The organism is Vibrio ulleungensis, assembly GCF_016900875.1.
Classification (GTDB): domain Bacteria; phylum Pseudomonadota; class Gammaproteobacteria; order Enterobacterales; family Vibrionaceae; genus Vibrio; species Vibrio ulleungensis.
Map to the genome: position 1 here is coordinate 448918 of NZ_JAFEUM010000001.1, position 25639 is coordinate 474556.

19 protein-coding genes are annotated in these 25639 nt (G+C 44.1%); 14 read left to right on the top strand and 5 right to left on the bottom strand.

Annotation, left to right across the window (positions count from 1 at the left end; genetic code table 11):
* The coding region (locus JQC93_RS02185) for a hypothetical protein (protein WP_205156821.1) at positions 1-532 on the top strand (532 nt) is incomplete at its 5' end.
* Between the two features lie 209 nt (positions 533-741).
* Positions 742-1686 (top strand): S1 family peptidase, encoded by a 945-nt coding sequence (locus JQC93_RS02190; RefSeq protein WP_205156822.1) that lies wholly within the window; start codon positions 742-744, stop codon positions 1684-1686.
* Between the two features lie 65 nt (positions 1687-1751).
* On the opposite strand, the gene JQC93_RS02195 is transcribed toward JQC93_RS02190, so the two are convergent.
* The 3 genes from JQC93_RS02195 to JQC93_RS02205 all read right to left on the bottom strand — a co-directional run bounded on the left by JQC93_RS02195 (position 1752) and on the right by JQC93_RS02205 (position 6917).
* Positions 1752-2513: a S1 family peptidase gene (locus JQC93_RS02195; RefSeq protein ID WP_205156823.1), complete on the bottom strand. Its 762-nt coding sequence runs from the start codon at positions 2511-2513 to the stop codon at positions 1752-1754.
* Between the two features lie 27 nt (positions 2514-2540).
* Positions 2541-5300, bottom strand: coding sequence for an XrtA/PEP-CTERM system TPR-repeat protein PrsT (prsT, locus tag JQC93_RS02200; protein ID WP_205156824.1), 2760 nt, complete (start codon positions 5298-5300; stop codon positions 2541-2543).
* A gap of 96 nt (positions 5301-5396) precedes the next feature.
* Positions 5397-6917 (bottom strand): right-handed parallel beta-helix repeat-containing protein, encoded by a 1521-nt coding sequence (locus JQC93_RS02205; RefSeq protein ID WP_205156825.1) that lies wholly within the window; start codon positions 6915-6917, stop codon positions 5397-5399.
* Positions 6918-7042: 125 nt separating this feature from the next.
* On the opposite strand from JQC93_RS02205, the gene JQC93_RS02210 reads away from it, so the two are divergent.
* Positions 7043-8557: an NAD(P)H-hydrate dehydratase gene (locus tag JQC93_RS02210; RefSeq protein WP_205156826.1), complete on the top strand. Its 1515-nt coding sequence runs from the start codon at positions 7043-7045 to the stop codon at positions 8555-8557.
* A gap of 313 nt (positions 8558-8870) precedes the next feature.
* A complete protein-coding gene (locus JQC93_RS02215; protein WP_084883682.1) occupies positions 8871-9914 on the top strand; it encodes a GMP reductase in 1044 nt (347 codons plus the stop codon).
* A gap of 401 nt (positions 9915-10315) precedes the next feature.
* On the opposite strand, the gene JQC93_RS02220 is transcribed toward JQC93_RS02215, so the two are convergent.
* The gene (locus JQC93_RS02220; RefSeq protein WP_205156827.1) at positions 10316-13432 is read right to left on the bottom strand and encodes a glycoside hydrolase family 2 TIM barrel-domain containing protein; all 3117 of its coding nucleotides are present in this window, start codon (positions 13430-13432) and stop codon (positions 10316-10318) included.
* An 84-nt stretch (positions 13433-13516) separates the two neighbouring features.
* Positions 13517-14386, bottom strand: coding sequence for an AraC family transcriptional regulator (locus JQC93_RS02225; RefSeq protein WP_205156828.1), 870 nt, complete (start codon positions 14384-14386; stop codon positions 13517-13519).
* A 346-nt stretch (positions 14387-14732) separates the two neighbouring features.
* On the opposite strand from JQC93_RS02225, the gene JQC93_RS02230 reads away from it, so the two are divergent.
* The 10 genes from JQC93_RS02230 to JQC93_RS02275 all read left to right on the top strand — a co-directional run bounded on the left by JQC93_RS02230 (position 14733) and on the right by JQC93_RS02275 (position 25566).
* Positions 14733-15896: a mandelate racemase/muconate lactonizing enzyme family protein gene (locus JQC93_RS02230; protein WP_205156829.1), complete on the top strand. Its 1164-nt coding sequence runs from the start codon at positions 14733-14735 to the stop codon at positions 15894-15896.
* A 31-nt stretch (positions 15897-15927) separates the two neighbouring features.
* Positions 15928-17853 (top strand): ABC transporter substrate-binding protein, encoded by a 1926-nt coding sequence (locus tag JQC93_RS02235; RefSeq protein WP_205156830.1) that lies wholly within the window; start codon positions 15928-15930, stop codon positions 17851-17853.
* A 120-nt stretch (positions 17854-17973) separates the two neighbouring features.
* Positions 17974-18957 carry an ABC transporter permease gene (locus tag JQC93_RS02240; protein ID WP_205156831.1) on the top strand — a complete coding sequence of 328 codons (984 nt, stop codon included), beginning with the start codon at positions 17974-17976 and terminating at the stop codon, positions 18955-18957.
* Complete coding sequence (locus tag JQC93_RS02245; RefSeq protein ID WP_205156832.1) at positions 18954-20093, top strand: ABC transporter permease; 1140 nt, start codon at positions 18954-18956, stop codon at positions 20091-20093. Before JQC93_RS02240 ends, JQC93_RS02245 begins: the two co-directional genes overlap by 4 nt.
* 8 nt (positions 20094-20101) lie before the next feature.
* Positions 20102-21082 (top strand): ABC transporter ATP-binding protein, encoded by a 981-nt coding sequence (locus JQC93_RS02250; RefSeq protein WP_205156833.1) that lies wholly within the window; start codon positions 20102-20104, stop codon positions 21080-21082.
* An 8-nt stretch (positions 21083-21090) separates the two neighbouring features.
* On the top strand, positions 21091-22086 hold the full coding sequence (locus JQC93_RS02255) for an ABC transporter ATP-binding protein (RefSeq protein WP_205156834.1): 996 nt from the start codon (positions 21091-21093) through the stop codon (positions 22084-22086).
* Positions 22083-22724, top strand: a complete 642-nt coding sequence (locus JQC93_RS02260) for a GntR family transcriptional regulator (RefSeq protein WP_205156835.1) — start codon at positions 22083-22085, stop codon at positions 22722-22724. Before JQC93_RS02255 ends, JQC93_RS02260 begins: the two co-directional genes overlap by 4 nt.
* Before the next feature lie 119 nt (positions 22725-22843).
* The gene (locus JQC93_RS02265) at positions 22844-23884 is read left to right on the top strand and encodes a glycoside hydrolase family 117 protein (RefSeq protein ID WP_205156836.1); all 1041 of its coding nucleotides are present in this window, start codon (positions 22844-22846) and stop codon (positions 23882-23884) included.
* Between the two features lie 136 nt (positions 23885-24020).
* Positions 24021-24938 carry a 2-dehydro-3-deoxygalactonokinase gene (locus JQC93_RS02270; protein ID WP_205156837.1) on the top strand — a complete coding sequence of 306 codons (918 nt, stop codon included), beginning with the start codon at positions 24021-24023 and terminating at the stop codon, positions 24936-24938.
* Positions 24919-25566, top strand: coding sequence for a 2-dehydro-3-deoxy-6-phosphogalactonate aldolase (locus JQC93_RS02275; RefSeq protein ID WP_205156838.1), 648 nt, complete (start codon positions 24919-24921; stop codon positions 25564-25566). Before JQC93_RS02270 ends, JQC93_RS02275 begins: the two co-directional genes overlap by 20 nt.
* Positions 25567-25639: the final 73 nt, after the last annotated feature.

Here is a 25639-nt window from a genome sequence, read left to right on the forward strand (position 1 = left end):
TCCAGAGCCGACTCCAGAGCCAGAGCCGACTCCAGAGCCAGAGCCGACTCCAGAGCCAGAGCCGACTCCAGAGCCAGAGCCGACTCCAGAGCCAGAGCCGACTCCAGAGCCAGAGCCGACTCCAGAGCCAGAGCCGACTCCAGAGCCGGAGCCAACTCCAGAGCCAGAGCCAACTCCAGAGCCAGAGCCGACTCCAGAGCCGGAGCCAACTCCAGAGCCAGAGCCAACTCCAGAGCCAGAGCCGACACCAGAGCCGGAGCCAACTCCAGAGCCAGAGCCGACTCCAGAACCAGAACCAACACCGGTACCTAGCCCTCAACCTGAGCCAACACCGGAACCAACTCCGGAGCCAGAGCCAGGGAAAGGAACGTCGGATACTATTGATTTACCGACCAATGACTCTTCGTCAACTGGAGGATCAGATAGCGAGTCAGCTACGCTCAATGCGACAAAGGCTGGTAGTAGTTCAATAGCGGTACTGCTTCTACTCTTGATGACAGCTGTCGGTCGACGCAAACTGTATACGCGCTAACCTAAGTGCATCAAAAAAGTTGGTCCAATCTATGGGCCAACTTTTTGTTTTATATAGAGGTACTCTAAATTAAAGGCGGATTTTGACAGTGGAAAATAGACCATTAATCAAGTTTGAGAGTGTTACTTAGATTTGCTTACATTTAGTTTCAATTGTGCATTTCCATGGTAGACTGCTGAAATATTTGCTGACATAAGGATGTGGTCCGCATGAAGAACGTGACCCTGCTAACTTCATTATTATTGTTCTCATCAATGGGGGCTAACGCAAGTGACGTGGAAACACGCATTATCAACGGCTCGGATACTTCATCTGCAAGCTACCCGTCAATCGCCAGTTTAGTTTATGAATCTAATGGGTACTTCACGGTGTACTGTGGAGCCACGATTTTAGACAACTATCATGTGTTAACTGCAGCTCATTGTATTTTTGGCGATGATGATGCAGTGAACAATACCTATGTAGCACCTCAACTAGATAATAAAAACGACTACGCGAATGGCACGGCGCATAGTGTTAAAGCAACCAAAATTTACTACCCCGATGGCTATAGAGATAGCTCTGTTCTCGCATGGCCAAATGACATTGCTATTGTCGAAGTTTCTCAATCGCTGTTAGTAAGCTCTTCGGATTATGTCTCTCTGGGTCAAACGACACAGCAAAGTCAATACAACAATACCAGCCTTGATCACTTCGCTGTGGGACATGGTTACGTTGACAACAGTTACAACGATCTAGACCAACTTCAATTTACTACACTTAATGTGGTGAGTGATTGCAGTTCCATTCCGACAACGGACCGAATCTGTACTATTGGTGATTACTCTGCCATTAGCGGTTTAAACAGCTCGACCTGCCAAGGGGATTCGGGTGGTCCACTTTACTGGAATGATAACGGTCAGATGGTTCAAATTGGGATCACCAGCTTTGGGCCAACGATTTGTGGCGATACCTCAGAAGAATTTACATCAGTTTTCACCGAAGTTGCTGCGTACAACGATTGGATAGAAGACGTGCTGGCAGGTAGGGAGTCGCCTCAAATCATTATTGGAAGTAGTGACCCGTTTGACTTCGGTCCTTCAAGTGGTTCGGTAGGCTTTGGTGGCGTACTCATGATGTTAGCGTTGGCTGGTCTGCGACGCATCAAAAGATAACTATTGAAGCAGAACTTAAAAAGGGAGCAAGTGCTCCCTTTTTTGATCGCTTTTTTCAGCTAGGGTTACTGGCTGTTTATTAATGCTCGTAAGTGCTCAACCGGTATTGCGTAGGTTATTGCACTTGGGTCCGTCAATGCAGATTCTCGGGTCTTCTTGACTAAAACTTTATTGATAACGGCTACCACGTTGCCAGTTTCGCTATCATAGACTGGGCTCCCGCTGTTCCCTGGGTAAGCGGTGCCATCGATTTGATAGACTTTATAAGGGTTTTTCTTAAGTTGCTTTACCTGCTCTAGCGTAAGCTCTTTAGAATTATTGGCCGGAATTGCGACAGGAGTAATACTAGAAATCATCCCTCGGTGAGTTGCAGGGTGTAGCCCAAGCACCGCGCCAATCGGAAAGCCTGTATAGAGATAAATCTCACCTTCACGCACTTTTTGAGTCGATAAAGCTAATGGTGAAAGCTTCAAATTTTGAACTTTGAGCAATGCCAAATCGTGTATACGGTCGCGAGCAATTACGGTGGCTGACTGGTATTGATTTTTTGAGCCGACCGACTTGAAAATTACGATTGACGAGCCCTTCACCTCAAGGGACTCTGGCACGACGTGGGCGTTTGTGGCCACTAAGTTTTCCGACACCACAAAGCCCGTTCCTAACAAGGTTGCTCTTGGCGTTTTTAGTTTGTTATACGTACCAATGCCAACAATAGCGGGTTTAACCTTTTCAATTGTGTCCGGGGCAGACGCAAAAGCGGGTAAGACCGTTATAACCACAATGACTATTAACAAAAACCGGATAATTGAATGTAGCCATGCGCTCATTGCGTCACCTCGTGATTGATTTGCTGGTTACTGATCGAGTTGCTGTTCAATTTTTTTCTTAAGCGCGATTAATCTTGCATCCTGAGTGTTCACTTTATTGAGTATTGCCTTCGACTCATCAAAGCGACGCTCTAGAAGCAATGACTCCGCATAGTGCAAAGTAACTTCATCTTCGTTAGACAGCGCTTGGTAGGCTTTTTCGATTAACGGAGCACCTTGGTTAACGTTGCCTTGCTGCAATAAACAATAGCCATAGGTGTCTTGCACCTGTGGAAGGTTTTGCGCGATATCGTACGCTCGTTGCGCGTATCGACAAGCTTCGTCAATCTGGTTGGACTCTAAGTAGGTCCAAGCAATGTTATTGAGCGCAACCAAATTATTTGGGTCGCGTTTTAGCACTGCTAGATACTGAGGCACGGCACTATTAGGATCTTCCTCTAATTGAATCTGAGCGAGCATAAGTTCGAGCGATTCATAGCCAGGTACTTGTTGGGCGATTAACCCGGTGAGCAACGTTTTGGCTTCACTGGTGTTGCCCATCTGGTGATACCCACGAGATAACGCTAGCGCAGTTCTTGCGTTTGGAGCGCTCTCATAGGTGCGCTGGTAAAGAGGAAGAGCTCTGCGATGGTCGCCTTTTTCTGTGTATATATGCGCTAACGCCCAATCTTTGTCTGCTTCTCTCCCTTGCCAATCTTCACGAGCGTTAATGCTATCCATTGCCATGGTGTACTTTTTCTGAGCTACATACATGCGAGCTTTGCCGGTTGTATAGGCTACATTGTTAGGGAATAGCTGCTCGAGTTTTTCTCCTACAGTCACTGCAGATTGATATTTCTGATTACGTCCATAGAGCGCAAAAAGCTGCTCTAAAGCAATGCGGTCATTAGGAGCAAGTTCAACCCACTTCTCGGTCGCCGATTCCCCTTGTTTGAGATCGCCTATCGCGAGATAAAGTCGAGAAAGCAGTGCATAGGAATCGTCATTGCGATCATTCACTGGCAGTCTCTCTAAAACATCAATGGCGTTAGTTGGGTCACCACTAGCGGCATAGGCTTTGGCCAACATATGCTGTTGCCCATGCTCCTCGCTGAGTTGTTTATACAGTTCCAGTACGTCATTGGTTTTGTCTATGTCTGCGGCCACCATAAACAGCGCGCGGGCAATGCCAGATTCACTCGGGTTCTGTTTAGCGCTTTCTGTGAGTAGTTGGTAAGCTTCGTTTGGTTGGTTATTATTGAAATGGATTTCTGCCAACAACAGTTGAGCGCGAATATCGTCAGGTTCGAGTTCTAACGATCGGCGAGTCGAAATTAGAGCGTTCTCCAAATCTCCCTTGCGCTGCTCAACGGCACCCTTCATCAGATAGCCTTTTGCGCTTTCTGGCTCTCGCTCTAACCATTGTAGAGTAACTTTTTCAGCTTCTTCTAAGTCATTGGCAGCAATATGATAGAAAACAATCGCTTGAGTACCGTCCGTAAACTCCGGCTGTTGTTCGATGATCGCTTCCAGTTCTGGAATACCGCTGGCATCATTTTGAGACAGCTTCATCAATGCAAGCTGCGCTTGACCTCGCTGTGATAGATTATTTATAGAAGATTCGTTCAGAATAGATTGCGCAACATCAACGCGGCCCATTCTTTGAAATTCTCGACCCATATTAACAATAAAGTCGTCGTGTTCTTCGCTGCTGTCAGCCATTTGGGCTAAGAACTCTCTCGCTTTATCGATTTCGCCTGTTTCGAACAGCGCGACAGCGTAAAGTCTGTTGGCAAAATGGTCTCTGTTTAGAAGTGGCGCAATAGGCTCGAGGTGACGAACTGCTTCGGGGTAATTGTTTTTCTCTATAGCGCTGACCCCTGCGATTAATTCTAACTGCAAGTTACGCGAGCCTTTTTGCAGTGCGATATTTGCGGCCGAGCCCGCTTCACTAAGATCTTGACGAGAATAAAATAAAATCGCGCGTAACTCGTTTACCAGCATGTTTTCTGGAGCCATGGTAAACAGTTTGTCTAGCAAGGGCTCTGCTTTGTCATATTGAGCATCACGAACGAGCGCTTTGGCCAAATGTAGCTGATATTGAACCGCAAGTGGCGATAAATCGACGGCTTTTTGATAAGCATCGGCGGCTTTATCGTGTTGCAGGTTTGCCGAATAAGTGTGACCGAGTAACAGCCAGCCATCGCTGTTCATTGGATCAGCCACTGTTGCAGAAACTAACATATCAATGGCGGGTTCAACTTGCTGTTTAAAGACAAGCGATTTGGCTTTAGCGAGGGAGTAATAATACCCCTGATCCGTCAGGTTTGCGGCACGCTCTAACGACACATCGGCTTGCTCACTCTCACCAAGCCCTAGTAATGCTAGCGCTTTCATCGAAAACAGCTCTGATTTAATAGCAGGTAAAGTGACATCGCTATCGTCGACAACCTCAATCGTATTGACGACATCGTCAGCAGCAAGGTAGGCACGAACAAGTAGAGGATCGATTATTAGGGTATCGTAGCCGCTGTTTTTGGCCTGCTTGAACTCGTGTTGAGCTTGCAAATACCCACCTCGCTCGAGGTAGATTTTACCGAGCAGCAATCTTGGTTCCGCTAATGCGTCATCTTGCTGAATGGCATTTTTAAGTTCGATGACCGCCGCATCTTTATCACCACTATTGAGGTACTGTTTTGCTTGGTCTACATGTTCTTGCGCAGATTGTTTTTGGCAACCAGCCGTGAATAAAATCGCAACTGACATGGCGATGGTGAGAAACACTGGTCGTTTTTTACTATGAGTCATGATCCAATCCCTTTGTCACATTGCTTCAATGGTAGCGAACAAACGAATTAGAACCTGTATCTAATACAAGACATTGGGGTTTAAGTGTTAACTAATTTACTCTTTGCTCCCAAAGCAGCGGCTTCCCAGTTGTATCGCGCCTGCAAGCAGAGGAGGTGTAATGGGTTGCCCACAAAAGTCGCTAAAACTTTCTTGCTGGTCTAAGGGAATCTCCGTCGTGTCCATCAGAGCCTCAACCGCTTCTGGATTTAAGATTTCCAACTTGCCATTTTGAGGTTCGCTGTAAATCTGTTGAAGCCGGTTCTTACCACTCCAATAATCTCGGTCGAACACCACATTATTGCTTAATTTACCAGTACCGTTATCGCGTTTACGAATTTTCCCGTTGATAACATTATTAAACACGTTGTTTCCTGAGGATTCTGGGAAGCGCAAATCGAGCCCATAGGTGTTGTAGAAAGTATTGTTATAAATGAGAGAGTCTTGTCCTCTGTTCACGTATAACCCAACGTCAGTACAGTGCATGACCAAATTGTTGCGCACAATAATGTCTTTGGTCTCGAACTCTGAGTTCTCTCTTCTGTGTTTTATGTTCATTCCGCCACCACCAAGTGACAAACCGACGATAGAGCCTCTCGCTCGTGACTCACTGGTTTCACAGATGACAAGATTATTGGAGATCTCTCCTCCTACAGCCCCGCCTTTAAAATATGCGCCATAAGAAATGCGGTTACCACCATACTTTAAGAAATCACGGATAATATTGTGAGTTGCAATCCAGTCGTTGCCTTGGTCCATGTTAATGGGGTTGACGGGGGCACGAGTGTTACGTGGATGGGTATTGTAAATGTGGTTGTAGGCGATAACGCCAGAGTCAGGATAAACGCCTTTGTATTCGTTCACTTTTATGGCTGAGCTAAAGTCGACTAACTGACTATGAGCTAGATGAAAAAAGCTTCCTCCGCCAACGACGTGAAAGGCATGGTGACAACGCGAGTCGCTTGCGCAGACACCTTTAAAGTTAATTCCCATGAAGTGCCAATGAGGCTTATCGACATAAAAGCCTTCGCTGGTGTCCAATTCGATTGTGACTGCGCCGGTTTTCTCTGCAACCAGATAAATAGGGGTTTCGGCGGTGGTATCTACTTTACTTAGACCTACGCGTTTACTCTTGAGTAGATAGACGCCAGGTTTGACAACAATGACAGACCGTGGCTTGGCATTGCGCAATGCCAGCTCTAACTCTTTAACATTGCTCACATACAAAAAGGCGTCGTGTAACGATTTGGGTACCATCTCTGTATAGGAGAGCTCTCTTGGGCCAACACTAGGCCAGTCAGAGACATCGAAAGGGACAGCGTAATAGTCGCTTGCGCCTTGTTTATCGGCGACACTTAGCATCATGCTGCCTAAGGGCTCCAGGGATGGGTAGTTCTGTTTAATGTTATTGCCATTATTTGAGAGCGCTTTTGCGAAGGTGGGACCGCTAGCCAGAAAGCCAGAAACAAACTGCACGAGGATCACGACCACAAGTAAATGCAGTACCACACTAGAAGAAATGAGGTAGACTTTAAGAGCGCGATAAAATCGAGACTGAGTAAATGATGAGAAACTCATTGTATGGACCAACCGTAAGAGTGTCATCATAGTATTAATGTTCTTCGTTGATTTAGTGTTCTCATTGCTGAGATCCAGTTTCGATAAATGTGTGGTTACTCAACCCATTTCACTGTGAGGTACCTATGACACCTTTATTCAGTGCCAGTGCAATCAAAGACGGAGAGAAGCAGGCAGCCAAAATAGCAGGCATTTCGTTGTTTCAGTTGATGGAAAGAGCAGGAGAAGCTGCTTTTGACTGTGCGCAGCGCCATTACCCTTTGTATCACCACTTTTTAGTCGTTTGCGGTCGAGGCAACAATGCTGGGGACGGCTATGTTTTTGCCAAGTGTGCGCTCAATGCTAATTATCATGTCACCCTTATCCAAGTCGATAGCGAGCGGCCTTTACGAGGGGATGCAGCTAAAGCGCAGTGCGACTATTTGGAGAGCGGAGGAACCCTGCTTGATGCTGGTGATGGGCATTTAGGCGATGGGATCGACAATGGGCCATACCTAATTATTGATGCGCTATTGGGAACAGGGCTTAATTTGGCTCCTAGTCCAGTATTCGAGGCGCTAATCAGTGACATGAATCGAACAGACGCACCAACCTTGTCCATCGATATTCCCTCAGGTTTAAATGCTGATACTGGCCATATTGTGGGAGCCTGTGTTGTCGCTAATGTCACCATCACCTTCGTGGCAGACAAAACGGGACTGCATACCGGTAGCGCAAGAGATGTGTGTGGCATTATTGAGATGGACACGCTTGGCGTGGAAAAAGAGTTTTCGGACTGTACACAGTCAGTTGCTCGCTTATACCAAGACAGTGATATCGCTAAAATGCTGCCAAATCGACTAAGTACCGCGCACAAGGGTGACGCTGGTAAAGTGCTGGTATGCGGCGGTAATGAAGGGATGGGCGGCGCATTAATGCTCGCGGGAAAAGCGGCGCATCGGACAGGCGCTGGAATGGTCGCGTGCCTGACGCACCCTCAGCACATCAATGCAGTGCTCAGTTTTCATCCTGAATGCATGGTGAGCGGTTGGGAAGGGGATAAGTCTCATGTTGAGTCGCGTTTAAATTGGTGCGATGTGATTGCCATAGGTCCAGGGCTTGGCCAAAACGATTGGTGGAGTAGGACTTTGTTTTCACTGGTCTTAAAGCAGCTTAACCATACCTTTAGCGATAAGTTTTTGGTGATAGACGCTGATGCGTTGCATTTTTTGATTGACTCTCCCAAGCCTAACCCGAATCAAGTGATTACCCCTCATCCCGGAGAAGCGGCGGCACTTCTCAACTGCAGCATAAAAGAGATAGAGCGTGACCGATTATCGGCTGCAAGAGCTTTGCACAAAAAATACGGTGGTGTGGTGCTGCTAAAAGGAGCGGGAACCGTTGTTTTTGATGGCAGACACATGTCCATTATTGATATTGGTCACCAAGGTATGGCAACCGCGGGTATGGGAGATGTGCTTACTGGTGTTATTGCCAGCTTCATCGCCCAAGGTTTATCACCGAGTGATGCTACTGTGGTTGGCGCACTGATTCATGGGTATGCGGCTGACTTATCCAGCAAAAATGGAATAAAAATCGGACTATTAGCCAGCGATTTGTTAACTCCTATTGCAAAAATTGTGAGCCAAGCAGCGGATTAACTGTAAAAGTTACTTAAGCGATAGCAAACGTTTACGCAGCTTGCGCAAGGGTGAGTTATTTAAGTGATTGAATTGCCGAGAAAGGTTAGATTTATCAGTTTGGCAGGTATGTAATTTCGCCCTAGGATATCACAAAGAGAACGTTATTATCAGTCTTGCGCAACGCAAATCACGACCTATAATGCTGAAAACCGGAGCGTATGCCAACGCTCCGGTTTTTTGTGTCCGAAACTCGCGCATGCCTACTATTTGTTCATCATTAGGCGACCGAAAACGCACGACACGTTGACTTATTTTTTGAGGAACAACACCCATGCGTATCGAACAAGAACTTAAGCTAGGTTTTAAAGATGTATTATTTCGCCCTAAGCGTTCAACGCTAAAAAGTCGCTCTCAAGTCGACCTATCTCGCGAGTTCACCTTTAAACATAGCGGTCGCCAGTGGTCAGGTGTGCCTGTCATCGCTGCGAACATGGACTCAGTAGCAAGTTTTGAAATGGCTGCGGCATTGGCAGAGCATCAGGTTATGACGGCTGTGCATAAACACTACTCTGTTGAGCAGTGGGCTGAGTTCGTTTCAGGTGCAACAAAGAACACATTGAACAATGTGTTTGTCTCTACAGGAACCTCAGACGCAGACTTTCAAAAAACCAAAGACATTATGGCGCTGTCAGACGATCTGATTTTCATCTGTATCGACATCGCTAATGGCTATTCAGAACACCTGGTTGAGTACGTACAAAGAGTGCGTGCTGAATTCCCAACTAAGGTCATTTCTGCGGGCAACGTAGTAACCGGCGATATGGTTGAAGAGTTGATTCTAGCGGGTGCAGACATTGTAAAAGTGGGCATTGGCCCAGGTTCGGTATGCACCACTCGTGTTAAAACAGGGGTAGGCTACCCTCAGCTTTCAGCGATCATTGAATGTGCGGATGCTGCGCACGGTTTAGGCGGTCGTATCATTGGTGACGGCGGCTGTGCGTGTGCGGGAGATGTCTCTAAAGCTTTCGGTGGCGGTGCAGACTTTGTAATGCTGGGCGGTATGCTAGCAGGACATAGCGAGTCTGGTGGCGAAATCGTTGAAAAAGACGGTCAGTCGTTCATGAAGTTTTACGGTATGTCTTCTCAATCTGCGATGTCAAAGCACTCTGGTGGCGTTGCTAAGTATCGCGCTGCAGAAGGTAAAACGGTTCTACTGCCGTTTCGTGGCAGCGTACACGAAACGATTTCTGACATTCTTGGTGGCGTTCGCTCAACTTGTACCTATGTGGGTGCGGCGCAACTTAAAGAGCTAACCAAACGTACTACGTTTATTCGTGTGCAAGAGCAAGAAAACAATGTATATGGTAAAGAGTAAGGTCTGAATCTATTTGGCGCTTGCTGAAATAACCAAATATTGATAACTGGAGCAACCATAATTGGATATTGCCTCTTCATGGTCTAAGACTGTGTAAGTTTACGACTAAGTCATGAAGAGGCAACATCATATCTGCGCTGCTTTCCCAGTCTACTTCCTCTCTGATTGCACTCGAAAATGCGTTTGATACTCCTGCTTGAACCCTAATAAACTCCCGTGGGAAAAGGCTCATACTGTTAAGTTAGCGCTAAGATGGGAATAGAGCTACGGTAAATTTATCTTAAAAATGCAGCTTGTAATCATTTTGATTTCGAGTCCACGATCGTTCACTTTTGCTCAAACGATAAAGGAAGCAAGTACAAGAGCCATCACTTAACGTGATGGCTTCTGGGATTGAAGGTTTACTTAATTTTTATTGTAAAGGCATGCTTTCCAGCAGGCACTTCATACTCAGGACGAGTTTGAGGCCCACAAGATCCAGTGCCTACACCTCGTTGATACAAATCGATGTTTACATGTGTAATATCACTTTGTTCTAGTTCGTGAACATGTCGTTTGCTGAACATCTCTTCAGAAGTGAAATGACTAACACTAAACTCAAATGGTTGATCGCAGGCGAACGTAATGTTTTGTTTTGAGCTCTCTAGACTAAACCAACGAACATCAGATTTATTACCATTTTCTTGAGGAAGAATGTAGGGCACAAACTGGTCTTTAACTGTAGACGTAAATTGTCCGATATAGGCACCAGCGTCTCGGTCACGATAGTTTTCTATTGGACCAAGACCACACCAAGACAGGTTTTCAAAGCCAACGGCGGTATCGAGCTTAACACCAGCTCTTGCTAATGTGGGAAGATCTGGGTGACAATCGAGAGTCACTTCTAAATCTAGATGGCCATTGACGTCGAAAGAAAATCGCTGGGTATAATGTAATGCTTTGTCATTGTCGCCAGCTGCCCATGTGCTGGAAATCTGAATCGTTGTTCCATCTAACACTTCAAGGCCTGAGTTTTGTAAACTCAATTTATCTAATCCAGCGCGTTGCCACTGGCTCATGGGTTTATGATCTTGACCTGTCCAACCGCGAATACCATCATTGTCGGTGGAAGCTCGCCAGAGGTTGGGTAAAATTGCAGAAGCGATGCAAAGCTTCCCTGATTTTGAATAAGAGGTAAGCTCAGCATTAGATTTACTGAATACTAGTTGGTTGTCGCCACAAGTTAGCTCGACAATGTCACCTTGCTCCTGCATACGGCTATTCTGAGTAGGCTGACCGAATACCGGATAGACGCGCTGCGACCATGGGCATTCAATTTGCTCCCAAGCCAATTCGTGACCTTGCTGAACCCAAGGTTGATTTTCACGTACGGTGAACGAGAAAAACAGATGGTACTCACTGGCATCCTGATGCCGAATTGGGGATAAATCCACGTCAACGATTTGCGTCTCGCCAGCCTTCGCAACCAAATTATTGAGTGATTGGCTTATTAGTGTGTTCCCGTTTTTCATTAGCGCGACGTTTGCTTCCAGATAACTAAGATCTATAAAATCATGTTTGTTTTCGATAGAGAACTGTCCATTTTCCCAATCTAGCGCTTTAACTTTTATCGGTTGTACTAGTTTCTTAAACTCATACATCGAAGGGTGTGGTGTTCGGTCTGGCCAGATCATTCCATTGATACAAAAATCGAAATCATGAATTTTTTCACCAAAATCGCCTCCATAAGCCCAATAATCTTGACCATCCTTGGTGGTTTTGACCAAACCTTGGTCAACCCAGTCCCAAATGAAACCACCTTGCAATCCATGGTGTTGTTCGATCGCGCGCCAGTATTCTTTAAGGCTGCCATTGCTGTTACCCATAGCATGCGAGTATTCACAAGGAATATAAGGTCTTGGGTCATTGACTGTGGTCACCCACTCAATCATATCTTCGACACTTGGGTACATTGGGCAAAAGATATCTGTTGCGTGTGCGCCACGACCAGGCTCCATACAGGTTTCCGCTTGACCATATTCTTGGCGTGTAGCACCTTCATAGTGAAGAAGCCTGCTGTCATCGATGCTACGGATCCAACCTGCAATAGCGTCATGATTCGGGCCATATCCTGATTCATTACCTAAGGACCATTGAATGATACTCGGGTGGTTTTTGTCTCTATGTACCATGCGACTTGCTCTGTCTACAAAAGCAGGGAGCCAACGGGTATCTCGACACAATTGATCATAAAAATCATGGGCTTCAATATTCGCCTCATCGACTAAGTAGATGCCATATTGGTCGCAAAGCTCATACCACATAACATCATTGGGGTAATGTGCACATCGAACTGCATTAAAGTTAAATTGTTTAAGGAGTTCAATATCCCGAATCATGGTTTCTCTTGAGACGGTTTTGCCCGTAAATTGGTCATGATCGTGACGGTTAACACCTTTCATTAATACAGGTTGGTTGTTGATGAGCATTTGTTTGTTGCGGATCTCGACTCGACGAAAACCAGTCTTGATGGATACAACTTCAATTGTTTCACCGCTCTCTTTGTTTAGCGAGACAATTAACGTGTATAAGTTAGGTGTTTCTGAGCTCCATACGCTTACGTTGTCTATTTCGTAGCTTATCCGCACATTATGGTCGAGTGGCTTGATGCTTTTATCAGAGGTATGAGTAACAGGCTCGCCAAAACAGAGTTTTGCTTGTTTGTCGTCAAGGACAATCTCGCCACTAGGATCAAGCAGTGAGATGTCAATTGTAAATTTTTGTTTTTCGGCAAGTGAATTGTCGATTTGTAGCTTAAGATCCAATGTACCGTTGATGTAGCTGTCGTCTAAACCAGTCTTCGCAAACAGATCTTGGATATAACAAGTGCCTGAAGAATACAGGTATACATCTCTGTGTATCCCTCCATGGTACCAGTGGTCTTGATCCTCAAGATAAGTGCCATCAGACCAACGGATTACAACAACGGCTAAGGTGTTATGACCGGTCGTTAGGTATGGTGTAAGATCAAATTCGCTTGGTGTTCTCGAGTCTTTTGAAAGCCCAACTTGCTGCCCATTTAGGTAGACAAAGAATGCACTTTCAACGCCTGCAAAGTGTATAACTGTACGTCGCTCAGCCCAATCTTTACCGATGTCAAAAGAGGTTCGGTATACACCCGTTGGATTTTTCTCAGGCACTAATGGTGGATTGAGAGTGAACGGCATTTGAACATTTGTGTATTGAGGATAGTCGCCGGTATCTTGCATTGTCCAACTGCCAGGAACGGTAATCGTACGCCACGAAGAATCATCAAAGTTTTGTGTAAGTACCGATTGTTCCAAATCTTCTGGCCTGTCCAGAAGCTGAAATTTCCACTCTCCATTTAATAGCGAGAACCAAGGGCTCAGTTCTCTTTCGCAACGCTCGGCCAGAGTTGTAGTTGGATAGGGATATAATGTAGCGCGGGGTCTAAGTGTATTTAGTCCAGTAAGTTCTGGTGATTCCCATGCCTTTTTGCATACTAATAATGAGGTCATTACGTCGTTCTCCTAACTTGAATTACCATCACGTTAGACGAGATTTTCAGCACTCACCATTGCATAGTTGGCATCAATTATGGGTTAAATGGTATTTGATTTGATAATGTGACCTTGACGATATTGCTGAGGAGATTGCCCTAACGTTGATTTAAACTGAGATGAAAAATCACTTGCAGAACTGTACCCAAGTACCAGTGCTATTTGCTTAATGGATTGAGTGGAGTAGCGGAGGTGCTGACACGCGACATCCATTCTTCTACGCACTATATATTGCCTTGGGGACACACCAACAGTTTGCTTGAATGTCTTACGAAACCACTCGTATCCCTTTCCATGTTCTTGACAATATTGTTGAATATCAATTCGTTGTTGATAATGAACTGAAAAATATTCAGAAGATAGCTTGATAAAGCTTTTGCTTGAATCAACTTTAACATCAGGTTGCTGCATGTCTCGAAGTATCGTAGCACCTCGTATCAATAGATCCGGCAGCTCAGCTTGAGGGTACGACTTTAGGTCTCGCATTAGTTCGAATAATGCAGTCACTATACCGGTAGATGGTGATCCCTGAATGCATGGTTGCTCTTTAGAAATAACACCTGTTGTTACAAAGAACTCAAAGCTTGAACGGTCAAAATCTAGGTAGCACTCGACCCAATCATTCCCAACCTCAATACTTGAGGAGTGATTACAGTCAGGGAAGCGTTGGAAAACGCATCCGGGTGAAAGCTCATAGGTTCGCCCTTTGTGGTCAGTATATTTTCCGTAACCTTTAATTACATAGCAAATTGAGTAATAGGGAAAGACGTAATCGGTAAATTCGGTGCCCATGCCTTGTTTAAACAGGAATCCAACACCAATCTGTTTTTCATGACCAACATCAAATGAGCGAACCACACTTTGTTCTTCTTGCCCCAGATTACGAAGTGACTCTATCCCCAAAAATTGCATGTTTTCACTTCACCTCTTGTTAATGCACCAGATATGAATTTGCACTATACCTTATTCCCTTTTGATTGCACCTCCCTCACTTGTGTCGTGCAATCGTAAATTTGAAGTGTATACCGGTATTTCAATTTGCACCCTACAAACTAATTTTAACAATCAATGGATAACCAAAAAGGCGAAATATTGTAATTTTGGTAATCCAATTGATCAATTTTGGTGATCAATATTCAGCTTTTGATCGAAAATTGGTTGATTATTGATGGTTTTGACTATTTCATGCGCAATATCACGCAAATCGTGCACGATCTTGATTAGAGTTTGGTTATCCAATGTGATTTGAGGCTACTGAATGAAGATTGAAGCAATTGAGACTTTTCATTGTGCTGTGGGTACCAGAAATCAATTATTAGTAAAAGTGATTACCGAAAATGGAATTGAGGGTTGGGGAGAGTCCGGACTTTCTTCTAGAGAGCTAGCAGTAGAAGGTGCAGTTAAACATTTTAGTCGTTTCCTAATTGGTAAGGACGCTCGTCAGATTAATCGTCTATGGCAAGAGTGTTATCGAAGCCAGTATTTTGAGGGGGGAAGGGTATTAACAGCCGCAATCTCCGCCATTGACATGGCTCTTTATGACATCTTAGGTAAGTCACTATCTGTGCCTGTATATCAGCTGCTGGGTGGAAAGCAGCGGGATGAAATTCCAACGTTCGCTTGCGGTTACAGTGAGTGTTCTCATCAAGAACTGGATGATTTGATTTTGGAGCTCAAGGGGCTTATCCAACAGGGTTTTCAGTGTGTTCGTGTTTTGGCCGCAGGTCACAATGCCGACACTACCTTTGACCCAAGAGACTCTTTATCCGAGACAGCCGATTGCTTAGTAGAGCTGCGATCTGCAATAGGTCGCAATGTCACTCTAGGTATTGATTTCCACCATCGTTTAAGTATTGCAGAAGCGGCAAGCTTTTGTCAGAGAATGCCACGTGGAACGATTGACTTTCTTGAAGAGCCTCTAAGGCAGGAAAGCGTACCTGCCTATCAAAGTTTGAGAACCATGACAGAGGTTCCATTCGCTATCGGAGAAGAGTTTTGTTCTAAGTGGTCTTCACATGACTTTATCTCTAAAGGCATTACACAGTTTCTAAGGGTAGATATTGGAAATATTGGTGGCTTTACAGAGTCATTGAAAGTAGCCAGTCTCGCAGAAACTCATTACATAGATGTCATGCCACATAACCCTCTGGGGCCGGTCGCAACAGCAGCTACCCTACACCTTGCTGCTGTAATACCGAACCTTAGCTGGGTCGAAACTCATCAAGTTTCCACAAGTCCATTGGGTTTCCATGACAAAGATCTATTCCCTCAACAGTTTGAACTCCACGGAAGTGTATACAAATTGAATGGTGAACCAGGATTAGGAGTGATTGTTAATGAAGATTTAATACGACAAAGAAAGCCAGTAGAACACGAACCACCACACCTTTCGAAGTTTGATGGGTCATTTACTAATTGGTGATTCTCTTTTAAACGTGAAATCGGATAATAATATGGATATGAAAAAGTTTCTTACTACAGCCACTATATTGCTTTCCTCCAGTTTGTCTGGAGCCTATGCAATGGACAACTACCAACAAGCCCCTACATTAGATAATTTAGTCGCCTCTAAAGCTTTAGCCCCCGTTGAGCAACGCCTACCAGCTGAGCCGTTAGTCATTGTTCCCGTCGATCGAGTAGGTGACTACGGAGGTACATTACGACGAGCCATTTTAGGCGGTGGCGATCAGCACAACATTATTCGCATGGTTGGCCATGAGAACTTAGTCAACTGGGATATCGAATGGAGCAATGTTATCCCAAACATAGCGAAAAGCTTTCAGGTTAATGATACGTCAACAGAGTTTACATTTTCCCTCCGTGAAGGGATGAAATGGTCGGATGGTGCCTCCTTTACGACTGACGATATCCAGTTTTGGTATAACGATGTGTTTTTAAACGAAACACTAAACCCAGTTAAGAATCCATTGTTTGTGCATGAAGAAAAACCCGTCAAGCTAGAGGTAATAGATAAAACAACGTTCAAGTTCATTTTTGAAGATCCAAATGGACTATTTCTATACAACCTTGCTTATGGTACGGGATTCTTACCGGTAAACTATCCGGCACATTACCTTAAACAATTCCATGCTGACTATAATAGTGATGTTGATAAGTTAGTGGCACAAGAGCCTGCAGCGAACAACTGGCAACAATTGTTTTTGTTAAAAGGCGCACCACTAAATACTCCGGGGTACTGGCAGAACATTGAGCGTCCAACACTGCATGCGTGGACGTTAGAAAATGCATACGGTTCGAGTGATGTCGTTCGTGCAGTCCGTAATCCGTATTACTGGAAAGTCGACAATGAAGGAAACCAACTACCGTATTTGGATGCAATTGAATGGCAGCAAGTTGAGGATCCTGAAAACATATTACTTAAAGTTATCTCAGGAGAGATTGATTTTCAGTCGCGCCACATAACGGCGAGTTCATATCGCTCTATCTTGTTTGAAAATCGAGAACGAGGTAATTATCGCCTAGCCGATTTGGCAGATACTCAAGCCAGTTTAGCATCCCTACTTTTTAACCTGACAATTGAAGATGAGTTCAAACGTGGAGTATTCCAAGACATCAATTTCCGAAAGGGGATTAGTCATGCAATCGATCGTGAAGAGATTATCGAACTTATTTACTTAGGGTCAGGTATGCCATCTCAGGTTGCGCCAACCGTTAACTCCTTATTCTTTGATGAGGCCATCAACAATAATGCAGTGGAATATAACATTGAATTGGCCAATGAGTACCTGGACAAAGCCGGCCTGACTAACCGTGATAGTCGCGGATTCCGAACGGGGCCGAATGGCGAAGCACTTGATATTACATTTATGGTCGCTGATGTATTCGGTGCTAACTACCCTGATGTTATGGAGTTGGTCCAAGGCTACGTAAAGCAAGTTGGAATCAATATTCAGGTTAGGGCAACTGATAGCTCACGTTTAATGGAACTCGTACGCAGCAATCAACACGAAGCATATATCTGGAATTGCGCAGGCGGAGAGTTTGACGTAGTAAACGCACCTTTTTGTTATATGCCTAAGTTAGGTTCTACCCCTAACTATGCGGTCAAGTGGGCCGAATGGTATGCCGATCATGATGCTGGCGTTGAGCCACCAGAAGAGGTGAAAAAGCTATTCGATGTGTATGACGATATTACGGTTGAGGCAAATACAGAAAAGCAAAATGAATTGATTCGTGAGTTCCTTAAACTGTCTTCTGACGAGATGATGACGGTAGGGTTGATTCATGGCGGACCTGCTGTAATTGCGGTTAAAAACAACTTTAAGAACGTACCTCCAAAAGTTGTGATTGCTGGTGAACTTTGGTTCCCATCGCCTCACACAGTTCAGTACTTCCTTGAAGATGGGAAAAATAAGTAACCATCACCCAGCAGTTGATCGCTAACTATTAACGATCAATTAATGGAGTCGGCAACGCCCCTAACAACGAGCTTTATGCGATGGCTTTGTCGACTCTAATCTACTTCATATGGAACTAATATGAGCGAATATATTTTAAAGCGGCTTCTATATTCAATTCCGACGTTTATTGCAGTGTCGATCGCTACTTTTCTCATTGTGCAGTTACCTCCAGGTGATTATTTAACGACCCTTATGGTTGAAATGGCCGATTCTGGTGGTATTGATGAAAGCACTCTCCACGCTTTACGTGAGCAGTACGGGATAGGGCAACCCATTTATATACAGTACTTAAAATGGATGCATGGAATCATATTTGATTTCAACTTTGGTATTTCATTTGAGAAGAACTTACTCGTCACCGAACTTATTTTTGACAGAGTCGGCTGGACACTGGTTATTTCACTATTAACGCTCGTTTTTATCTGGTTAGTAGCATTGCCAATCGGTATTTATTCGGCAGTGAGAAAGTATTCTCCAGGTGATTACATTGCTACTACTCTTGGATTTTTGGGGTTAGCTACACCTAACTTCGTATTAGCTTTAGTGATTATGTACATACAGTTCAGTGTATTTAACATGAGTCCTGGAGGGTTGTTTAGTCCTGAATATATTGACGCTCCTTGGAGTATGGCAAAATTCAAAGACCTCGCTGCTCATATTTGGGTACCCATCGTGGTTGTAGGAACAGCAGGAACAGCTTCACTAATCCGGATTATGCGAGCAAACGTGTTGGATGAAATAAACAAACCTTACGTTATTACGGCTCGAGCTAAAGGTATGTCGGAAATGAAACTTATTTTCAAATACCCAGTGCGTGTTGCGCTTAACCCATTTATTTCAACTATAGGTTGGATTTTACCGACGCTGATCTCTGGAGAAATTATTGTTTCGGTAGTAATGAACCTGCCAACAACGGGACCTATGCTGCTTCGTTCTCTGCTGGTTCAAGACATGTATTTAGCCGGCTCTATTATTTTAATTGTCAGTGTATTGACCATAATCGGAACCCTTATTTCTGACTTACTATTGGCTTGGGTAGATCCGCGAGTGAGGCTCCAATGAGTACAAATATTCAGCAAACTATTAAGATTCAAGAAGAAGTTACCCATCAAATGCCTACAGCGGGTCAATTGATGTGGCGCAAGCTTAAAAAGCATAAGTTAGCCATTGCGAGTTTGTATATTCTGGCATTTATCTATTTAGTGGCATTATTTGGATCGTTCTTTGCCCCTTTTGATGGTGTAGATACGAGTGTTAGGCATGCGTTTGCGCCACCCCAAGAAGTCCGCTTTATATATCAAGATGAATCCGGTAGCAAATCATTTGCTCCTCATGTGTTGGACTATAAAGTCAAAAGAGACCCTGTTTCCTTTAAGAAAGAGTTTATCGAAGATCCGAGTAAGCCAGTCTTTCTAGGTTTATTCGTGAGAGGATTTGAATACAAGCTGTTAGGAATTATCCCTACAGACATTCACTTATTTGGCGCTAAACACCAAGGCGATAAAGTTTTCTTATTTGGTGCAGATCGATTAGGCCGAGACATCCTAAGCCGGGTTATTTTGGGTACCAAAATTTCGATGTCAATTGGTTTAGTTGGAGTTGTTATTTCTTTGGTACTTGGAGTTATTATTGGAGGTATATCGGGCTACTTTGGTGGTTGGATTGATCACGTCATTCAAAGGGTAATTGAGTTTTTGAGAAGCATTCCCACAATACCATTATGGATGGGGCTCACAGCCGCAATACCTCTTCATTGGGAACCTATATATACCTATTTTATTGTTACCGCTATTGTATCGATGGTGGGTTGGACGGGTCTTGCTCGAGAAGTCCGCGGCAAGTTTTTATCACTTCGAAATGAAGAGTACATTGTAGCAGCTCGGCTTGATGGACTTACTGACTTTGAAATCATTATGAAGCACATGGTCCCAAGTTTTATGAGCCACATCATTGCTTCGCTGACGCTGGCTATTCCGGTAATGATATTGGCTGAAACATCATTGTCTTTCTTAGGGATTGGCTTGCAGCCGCCGATAATATCGTGGGGTGTGCTACTGAAAGAAGCACAGAATATCCGCACCATAGTTGAAGCACCGTGGCTACTTATCGCACCGAGTTTAGCGATCGTTCTTTCTGTTTTATCTATGAACTTCTTAGGTGATGGCCTAAGGGATGCTTCAGACCCATTTTCATCATAGGAGTTAATATGAATTCAATACTCGAAGTTAAAGATTTGAAAACGCATTTCTTCACCGATGATGGAGTTGTAAAAGCGGTAGATGGTGTTGATCTCAAGCTGGAGCCTGGTAAGACGCTTGCCATATTAGGTGAAAGTGGGTGTGGGAAGTCGATTACAGGGCGCTCTATCATGCGCCTAGAGCAACACCCAGGAAAAGTTGTTAGTGGCGAAATCTTACTAAACACAGAGGAAGGTACGGAAGATCTGGTCACCCTTAGTCAAAATCATTCTAAAATACGCAGCATTCGAGGCGGTGTTATTTCGATGATCTTCCAAGAACCAATGACCTCTCTAGGCCCAATAAACACTATTGGAGACCAGATTGAAGAAACTATTTTGCTTCATAATGACGTTGATGAAAAAGAAGCGACAAAGCGTACACATGACATTATGAAAAAAGTGGGTATGCCTAACCCAGAAGCACTCTACCACTCGTACCCATTTGAACTATCCGGCGGATTAAGACAACGCGCGATGATCGCAATGGCGCTGAGTTGTAATCCAAAGGTGCTCATTGCCGATGAGCCAACTACGGCACTCGACGTGACGACTCAAGCTCAGATTCTTGATCTTATTAAAGAGTTGCAGCAAGAGATGAATATGGCGGTTATGTTTATCACTCACGATCTTGGCGTAGTTGCAGAAATCGCTGATGACGTAGCCGTTATGTATATGGGACAGGTCGTTGAGTTTGGGACTGTCTACGAGATATTTGACAACCCGAAGCACCCTTATACAAGAGCGTTGATGAATTCTGTCCCCGGAATAGTGAAACCAGGTCAAAGACTTGAAACAATCGCAGGGTCAGTTGCTAGTTTGCTTAATGTTGCAGATACCTGCCGTTTTGGTGCTCGTTGTCCTGAACGCAGTGGTGGGTGTGAAAACGGTTGTTATAGCTTAAATCCAATGTCTAATGGCAGCCTTATTCGCTGCGTCCAGTCTCAATAGGTATCGAAATGAATCAAATATTGCGAGTAAACAACCTAGAAAAAACCTATACCAAAACAACTGGATTTTTTAGTAGAACGGTGTCGGAGGTGAAAGCGGTAAACAACGTGAATTTCGATGTAAGGCATGGAGAAACCCTTGGTATCGTTGGCGAAAGTGGTTGCGGCAAGTCAACTACGGGACGTTGTATTATTGGCATCGAATCGCTGACCAATGGAAACATAAAGTTTGTCGATCACGATTATGAGTATGAACTCGATAGCGATACGAATTCTTGTGATCGTCAGTATTGGACTAAAATTCGTTATGTTTTTCAAGACCCAAACGCATCGCTTAATCCTCGTTTAACGGTATTTGAATCCCTAGCTCAGCCCTTAACTAAGTTAGGGGTGACAGATAAAGAAGAGCTAAAGTCGAAAGTCGGACACATGCTTGTCGAAGTTGGCTTGCGTGAAGAGCATATGAACCGATATCCAAATGAGTTTTCTGGTGGTCAACGGCAGCGTATTAGTATTGCACGAGCTCTAATTGTAAATCCTTCATTTGTAATTGCAGATGAGGCCGTATCTGCTCTCGATGTGTCTGTTCAGGCTCAAATATTGAACTTACTTAAAGATTTGCAAGAAAAGTATCAGCTAACATACATCTTTATTTCTCACGATCTATCGGTTGTTCGTCATATTTGTAATCGTGTAGCAGTTATGTATATGGGAGAGATTGTAGAGTTGGGCGATGTAGAGCAGGTATATGGTAATCCTCAGCATCCTTATACTCGTGCGTTGCTTTCTGCAATGCCAATCCAAAACCCTAAAGATAGAAATAAGATCAATCGCATCAACTTACGCGGCGAGGTTGGTGATGCGAGAAATTTACCTACGGGATGCAAGTTTGCCCCTCGTTGCCCAAACGCCAGGTCAGAATGCAGTGACTATCAGTACCGACTCGTAACGGTAGGGAAAGAGCACACCTGCGCATGTATAGATTCGGATGAAAGTGAACAATGAAGCCAGAACTAAGTAGTTTATACGACAGAATAATTGATGACATGGTATGCGGTTCGATTCCGATGGGAGACCGGATCAATATCAGTGAATTATCTAAGCGTTATCAAGTGAGCAACTCCCCCATTCGTGAGGTGTTGCATCAATTACAAGCGGAGGGGTTTGTCGAAATAGCCGCCAATAGAGGCGCTCGTACTATCGACTTAAGTCGCTTCGAAGTTGAGAGCATTAATGAAATATTAGGTTGTATAGAAAAATCGTTGATCGACTGGGAAGGAATTGTGGAGGTTGATGGGATAGTTGAAAGCTTAGTACGAATTAATGAGCAATTGACAACCGTTGAGAAGAACAACAATTACATGATCACTAAGATAGATCACCAATTTCACTATGAGATGTTTAAACATCACTACAACGAACGCTTTATTAGAATGTGGCAAATTCAGCGAACAACTTTAGACATATTTACTTCGCAATTAGATAAAAGAAAGTCTCGTGTCGATTCTATGTATGACGAACACTGCCTAATTATAGAGATGTTCTCTAGAGAAGACCACGCTGCACTTATTAAGCTAATTTCAGAGCACCATGAAGCATCACAAGACTTTATTAGAGAACAGTTTAAATCGTTGAGAAAGTAAAAGCTGCTTAACAAGAGATGTATTGAATAGTTCTAGAAGCTAGGTACGGCCACCTCTAAATAATCAATTTCTGTAGAGGCTCAACAGCTAAATTCGAATTAGCACAAGGAATAGAAACAATGTTAGAAAGCTTAGCCACAAAGCGAGCAAGAGAGCTCGGTTATCACGAAAAGTCTGCGCAATGGTTTATTGACTTTGAAGTGTCTGAATTAAAGGGTGACTTTGCATTTGAAGAGGGTGTGATCCGACGCGATCCTTCTTCAGTGATTGAAGTCGATGGTGTTTACCATTGTTGGTATACCAAAGGGGAAGGAGAAACGGTCGGCTTTGGCTCTTCCAATCCAGATGACAAGGTATTCCAGTGGGACTTAACCGAAGTTTGGCACGCTACATCTAAAGACGGTGTTGATTGGAAAGAACAGGGACGAGCGATTGCTCGCGGTGAGAGTGGCTCTTATGACGACCGAGCCGTCTTTACTCCTGAGGTTTTGCATCACGATGGATATTATTATTTGGTGTATCAAACAGTGCAAGCCCCCTATGTAAATCGCCAGTTTGAAGAGATTGCTATTGCCAAATCGGACAGCCCTTTTGGTCCATGGGTTAAATCTCCCGAACCCATTTTATCGCCGTCTCGTGATGGAGAGTGGTTAGGTGAGGCAGATAGCCGACTGTCAGTAAAATCTAAAGGTAGTTTCGATAGCCATAAGGTTCATGATCCTTGCCTTTTGGTCTTCAATGGAAAGTTTCATCTTTACTACAAAGGAGAAATAATGGGAGAAGAGATGACCTTTAGTGGTCGAGAAATTAAACATGGTGTTGCAATCGCAGATGACATATTGGGTCCCTACACCAAATCGCCCTATAACCCTATTTCAAATAGTGGGCATGAGGTGGCTGTATGGCTTCAAGAGGGTGGTGTTGCGTCACTCTTGAGCACTGATGGCGCAGAAAGAAATACAATTCAATGGTCTCCAGATGGCATCAATTTTTCGATCATGTCTCACATTAAATGGACACCAGAAGCGTTAGGCATTTTTCGTGGTGAAGAGCTGGGTGCACCGGGTCTAGCGTGGGGACTCTGCCATAAATACGATTCGAGTTGGAACTGGAACTATATATGTGGCTACAAACCTATTCGTAGGAACCCTCCTGCTTAATAACAATGTTCTTAGAATTGCAGACACTCACATAGTTTTTGAGTGTCTGAGTACAGGCTATGGTAACCGTAGTCATTCTGAGGCGAAACCTGCTAACTGAAAATGCGTGTTTAAAATGACTAAAGTGAGCCGAATTGTGGAAAATAAAGATGAAATCAGCTGGTTAATTTTGGACTGGGGAACGACAAACTTTCGGGCGTTTGCCATGGATGACCAAGGACAGGTCATTGATAAAATTGAACGAAAAATGGGGTTGCTTAAAGTGAAAGCGGGTGGCTTTGACTCATATTTAGAGTCATTGTTAAGCGATTGGCTCGAAGTATATCAACACCTTCCGGTCTATATGGCAGGTATGGTGGGGTCTGCTCAGGGGTGGGTAAACGTACCTTATGTTTCCACACCGACAAATGTAGAGTCGTTGGCCAAAAATACACACCAGTTCAAATTGCCTTGGGGGGCAACTGCCACTATCGTACCAGGTGTCAGTCATTGCACAGAGAATGGCAGCTACGATGTAATGCGAGGTGAAGAAGTTCAGTTGTTTGGTCTTCTTGAGTTAGTAGGAAACTCTACCCTCAAGGCTGTTTTTCCTGGAACCCATAGTAAGCACGCAGATATCAAAAAAGACAACTTGATGTCATTTTCAACGTACATGACTGGCGAACTCTTCTCTACTTTAACTACAAACACAATTTTAGGTAGAGACTTACCTAAGCAAACTGACTCTGACTTTGCTTTTCATAAGGGGATAGAGGATAGCGTAAACCCATCTATCACGAATCAGCTTTTTAAAGCTAGAACTCATCGCTTGTTTGGAAATCTAGCAGAAAACGAAGTACATGATTATATTTCTGGATCTTTGATTGGAAACGAAGTGAGAGGCGTCGACCACGATAGTCTCTATCTGGTGGGAGAAAAAAATCTTTCTGAACGTTATGAGCAAGCATGCAGCCAACTGAATATTACAACCCAATGCATCAGCGGCGATAGGTCATTTATCGCAGGAATGATACAAATCAAAGAGACAATGAGTCATGATAAAACAAGATTTTAACCTAGATGATCACTTCCCTCTTATTGCTATTCTCCGTGGTGTAGAGCCTGTTAACTGTATACGAGTAGCTGAGATTTTAATCGAGGAAGGTTTTTCTATGATAGAAGTCCCACTCAACTCACCAGATGCTCTAACTAGTATACAGATGTTGGTTGAAAAATTTGGTAGCAAATATCTAATTGGTGCAGGCACTGTTACGACACCTGACAAAGCCCTCGCCGTAATAGAGACTGGTGCTAATTTAATCGTAACACCAAATTTTAATGAGCAAGTTGTGAAAATGTCAGTTGCTGAAGGTTGTGTATGTTTCGCTGGTGTTGTAACACCAACAGAGGCGTTTTCTGCTCTCGCGGCCGGTGCGACAGGACTAAAAGTATTTCCAGTATCGTCTCTTGGGTTGGACGGATTCAAGGCGTTGAAATCGGTCTTGCCAACAGAGGTAATTTGCTTACCTGTTGGAGGCGTTAACCCGTCGGTAGAAAGTATGAAACCTTATGTAGATCTGGGAGCGAAAGGCTTTGGTTTAGGTGCATCACTGTTTAAACCCAATCTCTCTGACGAAGAGATTCGTACCAATGCCAAAGCATTTCATACTTCATTTAAAGAGTCAGTGCGAAGTAATGTTTAACTTAGTTTTAACTATTAAGGGTAGTAACTGAATCAAAAGTTTGGTCGATTCAGTATTTCATAAGTCTATTTTT